This is a genomic window from Vreelandella sp. H-I2 (genome assembly GCF_052959335.1).
This window is the reverse complement of record NZ_JBRAMC010000002.1, coordinates 616,097-630,507: the sequence shown is the minus strand read 5'-3', so window position 1 is coordinate 630,507 and position 14,411 is coordinate 616,097. Positions and strand designations below refer to the sequence as shown.

General features: G+C 49.1%; 15 protein-coding genes and 1 pseudogene. 8 read left to right on the top strand and 8 right to left on the bottom strand.

The genetic code is table 11. The features are described from left to right. Positions 1 to 242: 242 nt before the first annotated feature. A complete protein-coding gene (locus ACUVOF_RS07535; RefSeq protein ID WP_447043733.1) occupies positions 243 to 473 on the bottom strand; it encodes a hypothetical protein in 231 nt (76 codons plus the stop codon). Here ACUVOF_RS07535 and ACUVOF_RS07530 point away from each other — a divergent pair. Continuing rightward, positions 471 to 676, top strand: a pseudogene (locus ACUVOF_RS07530) (ATP-binding domain-containing protein); the annotation flags it as partial. The gene ACUVOF_RS07535 and the pseudogene ACUVOF_RS07530 sit on opposite strands and share 3 nt — an antisense overlap. A gap of 109 nt (positions 677 to 785) precedes the next feature. Here the strand turns inward: ACUVOF_RS07530 and ACUVOF_RS07525 are convergent. The 5 genes from ACUVOF_RS07525 to ACUVOF_RS07505 all read right to left on the bottom strand — a co-directional run bounded on the left by ACUVOF_RS07525 (position 786) and on the right by ACUVOF_RS07505 (position 7,217). Further along, positions 786 to 2,939, bottom strand: a complete 2,154-nt coding sequence (locus ACUVOF_RS07525; protein ID WP_447043732.1) for a DEAD/DEAH box helicase — start codon at positions 2,937 to 2,939, stop codon at positions 786 to 788. Continuing rightward, entirely contained in the window at positions 2,939 to 4,600 is a 1,662-nt protein-coding gene (locus ACUVOF_RS07520; protein WP_447043731.1) for a dsDNA nuclease domain-containing protein, read from the bottom strand. Before ACUVOF_RS07520 ends, ACUVOF_RS07525 begins: the two co-directional genes overlap by 1 nt. Positions 4,601 to 4,694: 94 nt before the next feature. Continuing rightward, positions 4,695 to 4,937, bottom strand: coding sequence for a DUF427 domain-containing protein (locus tag ACUVOF_RS07515; protein WP_447043801.1), 243 nt, complete (start codon positions 4,935 to 4,937; stop codon positions 4,695 to 4,697). Between the two features lie 406 nt (positions 4,938 to 5,343). After that, entirely contained in the window at positions 5,344 to 5,946 is a 603-nt protein-coding gene (locus ACUVOF_RS07510; protein ID WP_447043730.1) for a glutathione S-transferase N-terminal domain-containing protein, read from the bottom strand. Next, positions 5,946 to 7,217, bottom strand: a complete 1,272-nt coding sequence (locus ACUVOF_RS07505; RefSeq protein WP_447043729.1) for a YbfB/YjiJ family MFS transporter — start codon at positions 7,215 to 7,217, stop codon at positions 5,946 to 5,948. Before ACUVOF_RS07505 ends, ACUVOF_RS07510 begins: the two co-directional genes overlap by 1 nt. Positions 7,218 to 7,364: 147 nt before the next feature. Between ACUVOF_RS07505 and ACUVOF_RS07500 the strand changes: the two genes are divergently transcribed. Beyond that, positions 7,365 to 8,258, top strand: coding sequence for a LysR family transcriptional regulator (locus ACUVOF_RS07500; protein WP_447043728.1), 894 nt, complete (start codon positions 7,365 to 7,367; stop codon positions 8,256 to 8,258). Positions 8,259 to 8,285: 27 nt separating this feature from the next. On the opposite strand, the gene ACUVOF_RS07495 is transcribed toward ACUVOF_RS07500, so the two are convergent. Continuing rightward, complete coding sequence (locus ACUVOF_RS07495) at positions 8,286 to 8,621, bottom strand: zinc ribbon domain-containing protein YjdM (RefSeq protein ID WP_447043727.1); 336 nt, start codon at positions 8,619 to 8,621, stop codon at positions 8,286 to 8,288. Between the two features lie 99 nt (positions 8,622 to 8,720). Here ACUVOF_RS07495 and ACUVOF_RS07490 point away from each other — a divergent pair, with 99 nt between their 5' ends. From ACUVOF_RS07490 to ACUVOF_RS07465, 6 genes are all read left to right on the top strand, one after another. After that, entirely contained in the window at positions 8,721 to 9,110 is a 390-nt protein-coding gene (locus ACUVOF_RS07490) for an ester cyclase (protein WP_447043726.1), read from the top strand. Between the two features lie 249 nt (positions 9,111 to 9,359). Next, the gene (gene phnC / locus ACUVOF_RS07485) at positions 9,360 to 10,205 is read left to right on the top strand and encodes a phosphonate ABC transporter ATP-binding protein (RefSeq protein ID WP_447043725.1); all 846 of its coding nucleotides are present in this window, start codon (positions 9,360 to 9,362) and stop codon (positions 10,203 to 10,205) included. Continuing rightward, positions 10,202 to 11,071: a phosphate/phosphite/phosphonate ABC transporter substrate-binding protein gene (gene phnD, locus ACUVOF_RS07480; RefSeq protein WP_447043724.1), complete on the top strand. Its 870-nt coding sequence runs from the start codon at positions 10,202 to 10,204 to the stop codon at positions 11,069 to 11,071. Before phnC ends, phnD begins: the two co-directional genes overlap by 4 nt. Positions 11,072 to 11,080: 9 nt before the next feature. Further along, a complete protein-coding gene (phnE, locus tag ACUVOF_RS07475) occupies positions 11,081 to 11,911 on the top strand; it encodes a phosphonate ABC transporter, permease protein PhnE (RefSeq protein WP_447043723.1) in 831 nt (276 codons plus the stop codon). Between the two features lie 9 nt (positions 11,912 to 11,920). Beyond that, on the top strand, positions 11,921 to 12,931 hold the full coding sequence (locus ACUVOF_RS07470; RefSeq protein WP_447043722.1) for a phosphonate dehydrogenase: 1,011 nt from the start codon (positions 11,921 to 11,923) through the stop codon (positions 12,929 to 12,931). Beyond that, on the top strand, positions 12,925 to 13,785 hold the full coding sequence (locus ACUVOF_RS07465; RefSeq protein ID WP_447043721.1) for a LysR family transcriptional regulator: 861 nt from the start codon (positions 12,925 to 12,927) through the stop codon (positions 13,783 to 13,785). Before ACUVOF_RS07470 ends, ACUVOF_RS07465 begins: the two co-directional genes overlap by 7 nt. A gap of 192 nt (positions 13,786 to 13,977) precedes the next feature. Here the strand turns inward: ACUVOF_RS07465 and ACUVOF_RS07460 are convergent, their stop codons facing one another. Continuing rightward, entirely contained in the window at positions 13,978 to 14,409 is a 432-nt protein-coding gene (locus ACUVOF_RS07460; protein WP_447043720.1) for a GNAT family N-acetyltransferase, read from the bottom strand. Positions 14,410 to 14,411: the final 2 nt, after the last annotated feature.

Genomic DNA, 14,411 nt, shown 5'->3' with positions numbered 1-14,411 from the left:
CTAAAGCGTCTAGTATTGAACTAACGACAAGCTTAAGAGATCGCGAGAGTGCTTAGCGTTCGGGCTATCAGCCACATGAATTTGTTGAGATTGTATCCAAAACGATCCCCCCTTCCAGCTATCGCCTCCATGTTCTAATAGGGTAGTTGTATATCATTGGGCTGACGTAATGGAGCTAAATGCTCAGCTCATTTATGGTCGTTAACTTTGACTTATCCTTCCGTTTGCCTGAATTGTAAAAATTAGTCAGGTTGCAATAAGCGCTGCACCAATGAAATCCGCCATGCGTAAAGGCTTCTTAGTATTAGATAAGCGAGTAGTACGCCGAAGAACGTATTAAGAAGGTGGTAGCTTGATGCCGTCGCGGCGCCGCTGATTTGAATCAGCCCAAGCCAGAGTTTCATACCACCAATAGTAACGGCAAGCAGCAGATAAATAATGAAAAATGAACCATCGTTATTGTCGTAGCGCATGCGGTAGAAACCGTGTTCGCAGTGACGGTACACAAGGCTCGGAGTTTCAGCACACCGCCCTGCTGCTACCGCCAACGCCCAACCCAACCCTAACCCGCGAGCTGGTCTACACCGGCATCACCCGAGCTCGCGATTGGCTCACGCTAATCGAAGCCAAACGCGGGATATTGAATGATGCGGTGACCAGTGAGATTATGAGGTAAGTGGGATGGGTGGTGATTAGAAAATTTTAAATGGGTACTCATTTGAGACGGAAGAGCAACCAATAACATTCTAGGCATATAGCAATTTAACTATACACAATCAAAATCATCATAAAGCAAGCTCAATAAACAATTTATCAACAGAATTTAGTTTTTCCATATTTTTATGATGAATTCTTAAGTATCTAGATACAATTTCGATACTTTTTTTACTTAACCGCTCACTCACTATTTTTTCTAAAGTTTCTATCGCTACCCCCATTTCTTCTAAAGCAGAAAAAGTAGGAGGCAAATGAGAATTTTCAAAAATATGAATCAAATACCCATAGTCAGCTTTTTTATCAATGTCTAAGTTATTTAACTCGTGATTCAGCAAGTCCTGTAAAAGCATAAGCGTTCTAGGTATAGCGTGCTTAAATATATTACGGACTATTTTTAACTCTTTATCAGTGGCTCTTGAGCGCATCTGGGTATCCAGATAATTCTTATATATATATTGCAGGCGCTCACGAATATAAGAAGTATGATTTTGTGCGTATATATACCAAGCCATCCTATTTTTTAAATCTTCATTATCATAAAAATGAAGGCTTAGTTTCTGAAGCGAACCATACTCAACAATTTTCATGAATTTTACTAACAAATCTAAACAGTGACCATCGGGGGCTTTTTTAGAAGAAAGCTCTATAACATCTTCCCATGTGAGCTTTACAATAAAATCATGGGCATCCTTAATAACCTCGACATTATAAGAAAAGTGCTTTTTTATTATATCAAACGGCACATCAGAAGAAATTTTATACTTAGAAAGGCTTTCATTACTCATCTCAGTTAGATGCTCAACTTGTATCCCAGCAAGTAGATTAAGAGGAGTATCGACACCTTGTTGTCCCAATGGCAATTCTACAACATTTGATTGGAGCTCTTTTTTTGGAAGAGGCTCTAAACAAAAAACGTTTCCAATCAGGTGCTTATTCATACGACCCGCACGACCAGCAATATTTTTGTGTGTAAAATCATCAATTGATGAATTAGACCTTCTATTGTCATATATAACTACATTTTCAGCAACCGTATTAACACCTTCGATTAGTGTAGAAGTACATATTAAATATTTAATCTTTCCCCTATTAAATAATTCTATTGTTTTTTGTTGCAAAGCACGGGGCAAAGCACCATGGTGCACTGCAACCCCAAGCCTCAAAGCTCTTGAGTAGCACCAACTTTCACCATAATTTAATTTAATCCAACTGTAATATTCTTCAACTTCAGCAGGCAAGTCAACAGACGAAATACAATCTAAAGAAGATACAACTTGATCAATTGAATTTTGTGATCTGCAATATATTATAGTTTGACCCGAGTATTCTTTTATAATCCTATTCAATGCAATATTTTTTAGCGAAATATCATTAGGCCTTATATTGTATTCATTAATATTCAAAGCAACAGTATTAAATTGTGACGGAACAAACACATACTCATGATGCAAAGCATCCAAGCCCCGAATGCCATCTATATATGGACCAATCATATAGAATTGTCTAGAAACCAACAAAAGTTTACTCAAAGCAACATTAAGAGCAATTACCCGCGACTTTTCTTCTTGACTAAATGCCAGTTTATAAAATTCATCTACTACAAAAAGATCAATATTTTGCAAATCTTCTCTTTCATTGACCCGTTCTTGTGTGAGAACGTATATAACTTTATTTTTACGGCGTTCTTGTGAGCCATGATGAATTACCTGAAAATCACTACTAAAGCACTTTTCAATCCTTCGTCTTGTTTCATCAATAAGTGCAATTGTTGGTACTACTATTACTAATTTATGAAACTTGTTACTTGCGATTAACGAATCAACAACTGCACTCTTACCCATACTGGTAGGTGCGCTAAGCACTACATTTCTTCCAGAAATTAGTAGATTTAGGATTTTCGCTTGCATCGAATGAAAAATAAAACCTGGGTCAGATTCACTTTGATAAAGTGATAGTAGCAACTCTGTATCTAAATCATCATTAGAAATGAAATATTTTTTTATATAAGGATATAAACCGGCCTTTCTAACTAAATTTTTCAGAATCTCATTATAACTACTGAATCTATCTATTTCTGCTAGCGCACGGATCACATACTCTCTACCGATTACTCTATGTGCTGGAGAGGATAAATATTTATCAGCATATTTTAAATAAACAAAAGGACTTAACTCGCCGTCTATGACAGTCTTTATACATGTTTTAGGATTTATATGGAGCATTATCCGCCCTCTACTTGTAATTTAACAGCGAGTTTAAGGTTATCAATTGATGGTATGGGGTATAGATAGACGTCCATATTTAAATCTTTAAAAAAATCGTCTTTTGCAACTAGTGCGTCTATCATTTTCTGGAAATTAAAAATAACTTCTTGCTCTAGCAAAGACATATAACTTGAAGACATATCATTCATATTGCATTTTAATACTTCTGTTTCATAACCCAAAAAGAAAGCAAACCTAAAACGTGATAAGTTTTCATCAAAGGAGGTATTTGCTTGTAAAATATCGTCAATATCATGTTTTAGTAGATAACCATCTTCTTTATCTTCTAAAATTTTTTCATTTTTCTGGCTAAATGCATCAGATTCAAGGAGTTTATCAAAATCTTCGACTATTTGAAACAAGGAATCTGAAACATTATCTGCAATGATATAACTAAACCCCATTAGCAGTATATCTGGTTCATGATCATTCAAAAGAATATGAATATTTTCAAAAAAAGTGCAATTCCCGTCATCTATATATAAATGAGCCGGTATAGGTTGAGAACCGTATTTTGTTCTTATAGTTGAATGAAGCAAAACACTTGCAATCATACTTTCCAATTCTGATAGATATTTTTCTTTTCTGAAAGCATAGCGCTTTATTTTCTCCTCCAACTTCTCAGGAGATTGCTCGGCAATTTCACTAGGGCGAAGCAGCACTTCTGGCAACCATTGAGCAATTCCTCTTGATATGTTGTTATAGTTATATTTCTTCCTGTGATATAAACCTTGAAGACCTTGACACGCTTTTTCACCATCGAATGCATATCGGCTGTCATCTGTTAAAAATTCGTCAAGTATAACCATCAGCTTAGCTTTTTCGGCGGTATATACTTTTAGCTGATCTTTAGATTTCTCACCATAATAAATAACCTCTTTTTTAAACCATTCAATAAAATCTTTTCTAGTGTAGATTTTATTATCTTCGCTCCTTAGAACGATTGAAGAAGCACTCTTTTCTATCAGATTCACGAGCAAATCATTCAAAATCCGTTCAGGATCACGGGAAGGGTTTAAGTGTATTCCACAGTACTCATATGCAACAGTTGTTATTATTTTAAAAGCCTCAAGCTTGATTTGCTCATCACCCGCAATAACTTCCCAAGCAGCATGGTCAAGCCAATATTCCACATCATTTCCGTTAGGAGATTTATAATCCTTTAGAGCATTTCTGAGAGATTTAAGAATATCTTCTTTACACTGGCTATCATTCCTCTCGCTTAGAGGTATTTTCAGATAAGATAACTTTGAACATATGTCACGGGGGCTAACGATACGAAAGTGGCCTGGTAGGTCACCTTCATCACAATCTAATGATTTGTGTAAAATTGAGTCTTTGTTAAGTATTTTTTTCTCTTTACCACTCACATTTTTTTCTTTTCTAGATGATACTTGTGTAAACTCACTAATTAACCAAGATCTGTCAGCTTTAGTTGTTTTCACTTGTATGTATTCAATGTAATCGTCAAATACAATATCAATATCGTCAGAAACCTCACAACGAATTTTATTTACACTTTTATCGGTCAGCATTTTGAGGGTACACAAAGCTGCTACATAGTCTTGGTACAGGAACCCTTTTTTAGCACCAATACCACCACTGTCAGATTTCGACATATTATTCCTTTTGCGATAAGTCTTACTACCTATCAAGCTTCAATTCTATCCTATTTATTTCAAACTGCTTAAAAACATGAAAGTTTTATTTTATTTAATAAAAAAATAGCAAAACATAACTAGCTGGTCCTACCTCTAACCTTGTACGTCTTGCCCCACCAAAAGCCTCCCTAGCGGCTATACTTTTTATCTCTTTATTCTTCTGCTCGTTGCTATAAGCAATAACTTGAATATCACCTAATCCTGATAAGAAATACACCGTATGGATTTTAAGCGGACAGTGGGTCGCCGTTCCTGAGGGTGTAAGCAAATCCATCAGTACGTCTTCACGTGGGATTTAGTGGCGTGGCGGATAGCTTTGCTCGTTGATTTCGAGGGCTTTCGTGGAATCGGCAAGCAGTTTGCCATCAACATGCACCTGCTCACATTGGCTAACGGGGTAAAGTCTATGCGTGAGGTAATTTGCATTTAGGTTGTCCCTGCGGCGATTTTTCGCTCTAGTTATTTCAGACTAGCAGCTAAGTTCGATGAAACCCATGTTTACTTCGTAAAACTTTAGGCTACGAGGGTGGCTTGGGGCATTCTCTGGCCCCATTACCGCCCTACTGATGCTCTCGATTGCTGCGAAACAGTACTGCTGGGTTTTGTATTGTTTTGAACTTCAGGATGGGTAAGGCTCTATCACAAAAACGCCCCGCAATAGCGAGGCGATGAAGGAGACGCGGTTTTTCACGGCGGCTCTACTAAACGAATGCAGTCTGCTGAAAGCTTGCCCGTGCGATCACACCAGAATGCCATGATTGCAACTGTGGATACCCTTCTTCCCAGTTCACTTCTGGCAGCCTGAAAGCTAAGTAATCCAGCGCTACTGCGATAGCGATTTCACCCAAGTTGATAGTTGAGGCCTGCTGTTTTTCGCCAAGCTCACTGCTCAGCTGTTTCAACAACCGCTGAATGGCCCGCGAACGCCGCTGGCCCAGCTCGCTCTCGTCAGTCTCGTGGCCATAATGCTTTCTGGCGATCACGGTCGTGAACGCGGCATCCATCAGGTTTTGGCCCAGTCCCGCTAAGTGCAACACATCCCCCAGGCTGGCTGCTGGCAGCATTGGCTTGTTGGGGCTAACGCTATCCAGGTAAACGGCAATTAGCATTGATTCGCTTAGCGTGGTGCCCTCCTCCGTTACCAGCGCAGGAATGCGCCCGGCGGGGTTGGCCTTTAAGAGTTCGGCATCGTCTGCCCAGGGGTCGCACCACTTCAGCGTCACGGCGTCCGCTAGGCCTTTTTCCATTAATACGATGCGCACCAGGCGCGCATAGGGCGAGGTTACGTTTAGGTAGAGTTCCATTATTGCCTCCCTTGGTTTGAAGAGTGCTGTGTAGAGTGCTTTGAAGATTGCTGTGTAGATTGTTGGGCAGAAAGATGCATGTGGCGCTGCTGTACGCCACGGCTAAGCAGCACCAGCAAAAAGCCAACAACGAGGATGAGGCCGCTGATGGCAAACAGTGGTGCGTAGCTGCCCCAGGCGCCATAAAGCGCCGACATGGCATAGCCTGCCACTGCCTGGGCGGCGGCAAAAGCGGCGGTGGCTTGCCCCCAGAGTTTCTTGTGGGCGGTTGGCCCTACCAACTCAGCAAGGCGGCCAGAGGTGAGGGCCACAATGCCGGGGATCATCGCCCCCACCATGAACGAGGAAACCGATTGGCTGAGCAATGCTAGCGAGAACGCCGGCAGCAAGACGGCGGCAGCTTTCGCCGCAAAGGCGATCATCAAGCCACCCTGCCAGCCCACCCGCTGCGCCAGTGCGCCTACCATGAACGGCCCACACAGGGCGCCCAACCCGAAGATTCCCCACTGCAGGGAAGCCGCTTGATTACCCAGGGCGTTTTCCCTGGCGAGATAATCCACCCAGAACACGGTGTGGGGCACAAAGCCAATCGCATCCAGGGCATAAGCACCAATCACCAGCAGTACGATTATCTTTACACCCGCATACCCTGGGGGGCTATTCCCCCTTGGGCTAGCCGTGATCGGTGAGGTTAAGGGCGCTACTCCCTGTTGCAAAAAATAGTCGCACAAGAGGCCAGCGGCAATACAGAGCAACCCAAGCGTGCCCCAGATGACCGCGAGGCTTGTCTCAAGAAGTAACGGTACGATGAAGGCCGAAAGCAGTGCGCCAAAGCCAATACCGGTAAACACCATGGCACCGACACGCGTTCGCCTTTCAGGTGGCGTGGCCGCTAACGCAAGCGAAGGCTCGACGACCATTAAGATGGCCCCCGCCATGCCCGACACCAACCGCCAGAAGAAGAACCAGAGAAAACCGCCCGCCCCGGCGCAAAGCACAAAGCTAAGTGCGATACCCGCGAAGCTTGCGGCCATCACCAAACGAGGAGAAAAGCGCTCACTCAGCGAGTGGGCGGCAAGTGCGCCGATAAAATACCCCAGCAGGTTGGCGGCCCCAAGGTAGGCGCCTTGGCTCGCGGTAAACCAACCCACTTGAATAATCGCAGGCAATAGAGGGGTGTAGGCGAAACGCGCAATGCCGATCCCGGCCAGGGTCGCCATTACTCCTGTCATCAGGGCAGGCAGATCGTGGATAGTGAGTGTTCGCTTCATCACGCCAACTCCTTTTTGTGCCACCCCTTGGTGGGGTCGGCAGCACGCTGGTACACCGCCAGACTACGCGTGAGGAATTATTTCTAGAAACGATTAGCTTTGATCGCTACTATCTTGTTTATAGATAACCTGACAAGGAGACGGCGCATGCAACTTAAATCGCTGCGACTGCTCGTGGCCGTGGCCGACACCGGTAGCTTTGGGGCGGCGGCCAAACGGCTACACACGGTGCAATCCAATGTGACCACCCACATTAAAAAGCTTGAGGAGGAGTTAGGCATACAGCTGATTCACCGTGCGGGGCGCGCTCGCCCTACGAGTGCCGGGTTGGCGCTGGTGGAGTATGCCGAGCGCATGCTGACGGCCCACGATGAAGCGGTGTCGCTGTTCAAAGGCCAGGAGAAGGCGTGTGGGCGGCTGCGCATCGGCGCCATGGAGACCACGACGGCGTTGCGCCTGCCGCCGATACTGGCGGCGTACCACGCAGCGCAACCTGACGTTGATATCCAGATCAAGACCGGCCCCACGGCTGAGTTAGTGGAGTTGTTGCTAAACGGGCAGGTGGATTGTGTTTTCGTGGCCGGGCGGCTCGAGCATGGCCGTTACCACTTGCTCAAAGCGTTTAGCGAGCAGCTTGTCTTAGTAGGCTCCACGCCTATGACGAAGATGCCCTCTTCACAAGCGCTGCTGACGTCTGCTTTCTTGGCGTTTCGCCAGGGGTGCAGCTACCGCCAGCGTATCGAGCTGTTGCTGGCGTCCCAAGGTGTTAATGCGGGCCGGATTTTTGAGTTCGGCTCGCTGGACGCGATGCTTGGCTGCGTTGCTGCCGGGATGGGTTACACGGTGCTGCCCCGTGGAACCGTTGAGGCCCACCAACACCGGTTCGGGATTCACACGCTGGCACTGCCCGCGTCCATCGCCAATATCGATACCTATTTTGTCGCCCCCGAACCGGAAACCTGGACACCCGCCCTGGCAAGCTTCGCTGAAACGTTGCGTGATGCGGTGGTGGTAGATGAGCCTCAGTTGACTGCGTCGTAAGGTGGATCAAAGCAGTTCGGATTTTAGTCAGGCCTTCTTCACAAAATGGGCGGTCACCATCATGTCGCCGACGCCGTCGATTTTGCAGTCCAGTTGATGGTCCTTGCTGTCCATAAGCCGCTTGATCACGGCTTTGGTGCCTACCTTGAGTACCAGTGAGCTGCCTTTGACTTTGAGGTCTTTGATCATCGTTACCTTATCGCCTTCCGCTAACGGTGTGCCGTGGGCATCTTTTACCGTTACGGTATCTTCCGCCTCAGTCTCAGAAGGGTTCCATTCGTGGGCGCACTCGGGGCAGATGAATAGGCTTTGATCCTGATAGACGAATTCAGATTGGCAGTTTGGGCAAGGTGGGCACGGCATGAATGATGACTTCTGTGGTTTGGTTTAGGCTGATAATGATACTGAGCCATTGACGCCGTGGCGAATGACTTCACCCTAGCCCAACAAAGGAGAGCCAGGATGAACAAACGTGACCTGGAAGCGACCTACCGTGATTACATCACCTGCCTCAATAATCAGGACTGGATGAACCTTGGCCAGTTCGTGCATAACGATGCCCACCACAACGGCAGGTACCTAGGCGTTAATGGCTATCGCGCCATGCTGGAAGCCGACTACGAGCAGATACCGGATCTTCATTTCAACATTGAGCTGTTGGCTGTTGATCCACCGCATATCGCGTGCAGGCTGCGATTCGATGTAACTCCCAAAGGTAGCTTCCTTGGCCTTGCGGTGGATGGTAAAAAAGTGTCGTTTTGCGAAAACGCATTCTACCTGTTTAGCGATGACAAGGTTAGAGAGGTCTGGTCGGTGATTGATAAAACCGCGATTGAGGCTCAGCTTGGCTAGATGTTCTGGTTATCTCCCTTCACGTACGAATAGAGCAGGTTGTCGGATCAATAGGCCCAGCCCCGTTGGGCCTAGTTTTTGACAATGTTGGTCTATAGAAGCGTTATCTGACCTATTGGACTGACTACCTGCGCTCCCAGGACAGTCATTAACTTATCACCTGAACGACACAGCTTTGTCACTTAGGCGGGCTACCGTTGCATTGTAAGTCACAATCAAGTGAGCTTATACATTGCAGAAGGTGATCCAATGGAGCCTGCTCAATCCTCTGACTTAATGCTCCGCATCGAGAAAATGGGGGTGACATATCCTGGGAATGTCCTCGCACTCCGCCCTACCACCGTCGATTTCCACAAAGGGGAGTTTACGGTACTACTCGGCCTTTCCGGTGCGGGTAAATCGACATTACTGCGTTCCCTCAACCACTTAGTGCTGCCCAGCGCCGGCAAAGTGATCTCGGCTGAGCTAGGTGCGCTCGAAACCCGTTCTACGGTACGCCGCCATCGGTGCAAAACGGCCATGGTTTTCCAGCACCATCAGCTCATTGAACGCCATACGGCGCTCCAGAATGTGCTGACCGGTCGGCTTGCTTACCACAGCACCTGGCGCAGTTTGTTTCCGCTCCCCCGGCAGGAACAGGCGCTTGCCCTGCACTGCCTGGAGCGGGTTGGCATGGCCGAGAAAGCGCTTACCCGGGTCGATCAACTCTCCGGCGGCCAGCAGCAACGGGTAGGCATTGCCCGTGCCTTGGCGCAGCAGCCTGCGATGATCCTGGCGGACGAACCAGTGGCCAGCCTTGACCCGGCAACCTCTGAACGAGTGCTTACGTTACTGCGAGATATATGCCGTGAGGATGGTATTACCGCCATTATTTCACTGCACCAGTTGGAGTATGCCCAGCGGTTTGCTGACCGCATTATCGGGTTAGCGAATGCCCAGATCGTTTTCGATGCAGCCCCCTCACAGTTACAGCAACGCCACCTGAACGAGATCTACCACGGCGCGGCCGGGGCTGTAACCGACACCGCTGAGAACACCGAACCCAACCTTCCATCCACACATCCTTCCCCGATAAAACTGGAGATTGCCCAATGAAACCGCTATTCAGCTTTTTCTTCGCCCTCTGTCTTATAGTTGGAATCGTCATGCCGGCCTTGGCGGCGGACGCTGATCCAAATCCGGATCTGTTAAAAGTCGCGCTACTCCCTGATGAAAATGCTTCTGAACTGATCAAACGCAACGAGCCCTTGAAAGAGTATCTTGAAAGTACCCTTGGCAAAGAAATTGAGTTAATCGTCACCACGGATTACTCCTCCATGATCGAAGCCATGCGCTTTGGTCGCATCGACCTCGCCTACTTCGGCCCGCTCTCCTATGTCATGGCAAGAAGCAAAAGCGAGATCGAACCCTTTGCCGCCATGATTGTAGATGGCAAGCCCACCTACCGCTCCATCATCATTGCCAATGTCGACTCCGGCATTGAGTCCTATGCCGATATCGAAGGTATGAAAATGGCCTATGGGGACCGTGCCTCCACATCAAGCCACTTGATTCCCAAAACCGTGCTGCTTGAATCGGCAGGACTGGAAGCAGGCGAAGACTATGAAGCCCATTTCGTTGGTACCCATGATGCCGTGGCGGTGAACGTGGCCAATGGTAATGCGGATGCAGGTGGACTATCGGAAGTGATCTTTGAACACGTAATGGATCGCGGCCTAATTGATCGCAACCAGGTTAGGGTGTTGGGCCACAGCGGGGAATATCCTCAGTACCCCTGGGCGATGCGTTCCAACCTGGACCCGACACTCAAGCAGCAGATCCAGGATGCCTTTATTAGCATCGATGATGAAGAGATACTGGACAACCTAAAAGCCGAAGGTTTCGCCGTTATCACTGATTCCGACTACGATGTGATCCGGGAAATGGGTAGTCTGCTCAATCTTGACTTCGCCAAGATGTAAGGGGGCATGATGAATCAATCCAAAACAGCGCCACCGGCCCTTTCATCGCTTTCTCCTGACGCCGTATTGGACGAACACGCGCGCGGTTGGCGGAGCAAGCTCTTCCAGGCTGGCTCGGTGTTGGCAGTGGTACTCCTGGCGAGTTGGTACGTGGATCTGCTGGATTTTCGCACCCTGGCCAACGGGGTGCCTGCCATCGCGACCCTACTGGGAGAATCACTACCGCCCGACTTTACCAACGCCATGGATTGGATAGCGCCGTTGGTCGATACCCTCGCCATGAGCATTGCCGGTACGGCGATAGCGGTCACCGCTTCGGTGCCCCTGGCGTTCCTGGCCGCTCGCAATACCTCGCCCCACCCCATGGTTTTCCATGTGACCCGCACGATGCTAAACGCTCTGCGATCGGTGCCCGAGTTGATTATGGGCATTATCTTCGTTGCTGCCGTGGGGTTTGGCGCCTTGCCGGGCGTGCTTGCGCTCGGCCTTCATTCCATCGGCATGGTGGGTAAATTCTTTGCTGAAGCAATCGAGCATGTCGACCCTGCCCCGGTGGAAGCCGCCAATGCCGCTGGCGCAACGCGATTACAGGTTCACTGGCACGCGGTGCTCCCGCAGGTGCTGCCCCAGTTTGCCGATGTCTCTATCTACCGCTGGGAATACAACTTCCGCGCCTCTACGGTGATGGGCATGGTGGGGGCCGGTGGGATCGGCTTTGAGCTAATGGGCTCTTTACGCGTCATGCAATACCAGGAAGTCAGCGCCATCCTGATCGTCATACTCGCCATGGTGACGATGGTGGATAGTCTGAGCGGCTATCTTCGTAAGAAATTTAAGTAAGGAATTCGCATGAAACCAAGGGTTTTCATTACCCACCGGGTACATGACAGCGTGTTGGCAAAGCTGGAACAGCGCTGTGAAGTGATCACCAACCAGTCAGCCACTACCTTGCCCGCCGCCGAGGTAAAAGCCCACGCGGCAACCGCAGACGCCATGATGGTGTTTATGCCGGACCAGGTGAGCGAGGAGTTTCTAGCGGGCTGCCCCCATCTGAAAGTCATTGGCGCCGCCCTAAAGGGTTACGATAATTTCGATGTGGAGGCGTGTACGCGTCGTGGTGTTTGGCTGACCTTCGTGCCGGATCTACTGACGGTGCCAACGGCTGAACTCACCATCGGGCTAACCATTGGCCTCATCCGCCATGTTCGAGCGGCCGACGAGTATGTTCGTTCCGGCCAGTTCAAGGGGTGGCAGCCCATGTTTTATGGGCTGGGGATTGCCGGCGCAACCGTGGGTATCGTCGGCATGGGCCCCATCGGCCAGGCAGTGGCAACACGGCTCCAGGGATGGGGCGCGAGCTTGCTCTATTCTCAGCCAGACGCCTTGCCCGCTGCTGAAGAGGCCGCGCTAGGCGTAGCGCGCAAGACGCTTGAGGAGCTTCTTGCGCAATCTGATATTGTCATTTTGGCCTTGCCGCTCACAAAACAAACCCTGCATACCATCAACTCTGCGCGACTGGGGTTGATGAAAACAGGCGCCTTCCTGATCAATCCGTGCCGGGGCTCGGTGGTAGAGGAAGCTGCCGTTTTGGAAGCACTAGAGTCTGGTCAGTTGGGCGGCTACGCCGCGGATGTTTTTGAAATGGAAGATTGGGCCCGAGAGGACCGTCCGCAGGCGATATGCTCTGCCTTGCGGGCCCATCCGAACACGCTATTCACTTCGCACATCGGTTCTGCCGTTCAGGATGTGCGGTTGATGATTGAACAGCGAGCTGCCGACAATATCCTTCAAGCGTTACAAGGAGAACGCCCTCAGGATGCGGCTAATTCGCCAATTATCGCTGAGGAGACTCCATGCTGAACTTGGTCTGGCTGAAAAGTTTTACCACCCTGGTTCAGCACCGACGTTTTCAGGCCGCCGCCCAAGCCCTCGGTATCGCCCAACCCACGCTTTCCCTGCATATTCAAAAGCTCGAAGAACAGCTAGGCGCCTTGTTGATACGCCGTAGCAAAACGGGTTGCGAGCCCACCAAAGCAGCCCTGGCGCTGATGCCGCTTGCGCTTAGCGTGTTGCGATTGGAGGAGCGCGCTCGAGAAGTCGTCAGCGGTACCCGTTTGCGCGTGGGGGCAAGCTCCAACATCGGTATTTACATGCTCCAGCCCTACGTGCGCTCGTTCAAAAACATCCCGGCAGCACCTGATTTGGATCTGGTGATTGATAACAATCCAAACATTGCCAGACAACTGACCAGCGGTGAGTTGGACATCGCGGTAATGGAGTGGTGGCACCCGAAACCTGGCTTCCAGGCAATGGATTGGCGACAAGAGCCCGTGGTGTTAATTACTTCGCCCGATCACCCCTGTGCGGGATGGCATGAAATAGACCGTCAAACCCTAGCCGGAATGAGCCTGCTGGGCGGTGAACCCGGAACAGGTACTGGCCGGTTGCTTGCGAGTTTCTTTGGCGAAGCAGGGCCGCACCCGAGTGTGTCTATGCAACTGGGCAGTACCGAAGCGGTTAAACAGGCTGTCAAAGCGGGCCTTGGCGTCTCACTGGTGCTGGCGGCTTGCGTCGAAGAGGAGATTCGAGCGGGTAGCTTGTGTGCCATCCCGGTCAGTGATGCGGGGCTTGCCAAAAAACTGAGCGTCATTTGCCCAGAGACGCTTGCGCGGCAACCGCCAGTCTCCACTTTCGTTAGCCATATCTGTCAGTGAAAAGGGAGGGACATCTTTACATAGCCAGGGAAGGCGTGTGGGCAGCTAAGAATAGGTGCCATTGAGTCCCGCCCTCGCAAGCTTCGCAGATACTTACGCAACGCGGGTGGGGCTGGGTGAGGCTCAGCGCACTGATCAGAGAGGTGTGTATAAGGCATGATTGTCGTTATGTCTGTTGCACTAGCGCTTCAGCTAAACGTTCGGATCATCCCCATTAACAAACGAATAGAGCAAAATATCAGATCGGTAGGCCCAGCCCTGATTGGCCCAAAACGTTTGGGCGGCTTCGTTCTCGGGCAGAATCATCAGGTGTGATTTCAGGATGCCTTCACTCTCCAGCGCTTCCAGGCAGAGGCTTACCAGCCGTGTAGCAATGCCTAAACGGCGGTGAGAATTCGCCACCGAGAGGTGCTGCACATAGCCGCGCTTGCCATCATGGCCCGCCATGATCGTTCCCACCAGCTCTCCTTCTACTTCTGCTACAAAGCTCAGGCCGGGGTTGCGCAGCAAGTACTTCTCGATGCCTTGCCGTGAATCGGCGTCGCGTATCCTCACGCCTTCACTTTCGCTCCATAAGGCAATGGCGGCTTCGTAATCGTTGATGGTCATGGTGCGGTAGTGCATCA

What these genes read in the sequence shown, in the direction of transcription:
- ACUVOF_RS07535 (WP_447043733.1), bottom strand. Translation starts at nt 473, where the DNA reads ATGCGCTACGACAATAACGATGGTTCATTTTTCATTATTTATCTGCTG.
- ACUVOF_RS07525 (WP_447043732.1), bottom strand. Translation starts at nt 2,939, where the DNA reads ATGCTCCATATAAATCCTAAAACATGTATAAAGACTGTCATAGACGGC.
- ACUVOF_RS07520 (WP_447043731.1), bottom strand. Translation starts at nt 4,600, where the DNA reads ATGTCGAAATCTGACAGTGGTGGTATTGGTGCTAAAAAAGGGTTCCTG.
- ACUVOF_RS07510 (WP_447043730.1), bottom strand. Translation starts at nt 5,946, where the DNA reads ATGGAACTCTACCTAAACGTAACCTCGCCCTATGCGCGCCTGGTGCGC.
- ACUVOF_RS07505 (WP_447043729.1), bottom strand. Translation starts at nt 7,217, where the DNA reads ATGAAGCGAACACTCACTATCCACGATCTGCCTGCCCTGATGACAGGA.
- ACUVOF_RS07500 (WP_447043728.1), top strand. Translation starts at nt 7,365, where the DNA reads ATGCAACTTAAATCGCTGCGACTGCTCGTGGCCGTGGCCGACACCGGT.
- ACUVOF_RS07495 (WP_447043727.1), bottom strand. Translation starts at nt 8,621, where the DNA reads ATGCCGTGCCCACCTTGCCCAAACTGCCAATCTGAATTCGTCTATCAG.
- ACUVOF_RS07490 (WP_447043726.1), top strand. Translation starts at nt 8,721, where the DNA reads ATGAACAAACGTGACCTGGAAGCGACCTACCGTGATTACATCACCTGC.
- phnC (WP_447043725.1), top strand. Translation starts at nt 9,360, where the DNA reads ATGGAGCCTGCTCAATCCTCTGACTTAATGCTCCGCATCGAGAAAATG.
- phnD (WP_447043724.1), top strand. Translation starts at nt 10,202, where the DNA reads ATGAAACCGCTATTCAGCTTTTTCTTCGCCCTCTGTCTTATAGTTGGA.
- phnE (WP_447043723.1), top strand. Translation starts at nt 11,081, where the DNA reads ATGAATCAATCCAAAACAGCGCCACCGGCCCTTTCATCGCTTTCTCCT.
- ACUVOF_RS07470 (WP_447043722.1), top strand. Translation starts at nt 11,921, where the DNA reads ATGAAACCAAGGGTTTTCATTACCCACCGGGTACATGACAGCGTGTTG.
- ACUVOF_RS07465 (WP_447043721.1), top strand. Translation starts at nt 12,925, where the DNA reads ATGCTGAACTTGGTCTGGCTGAAAAGTTTTACCACCCTGGTTCAGCAC.
- ACUVOF_RS07460 (WP_447043720.1), bottom strand. Translation starts at nt 14,409, where the DNA reads ATGCACTACCGCACCATGACCATCAACGATTACGAAGCCGCCATTGCC.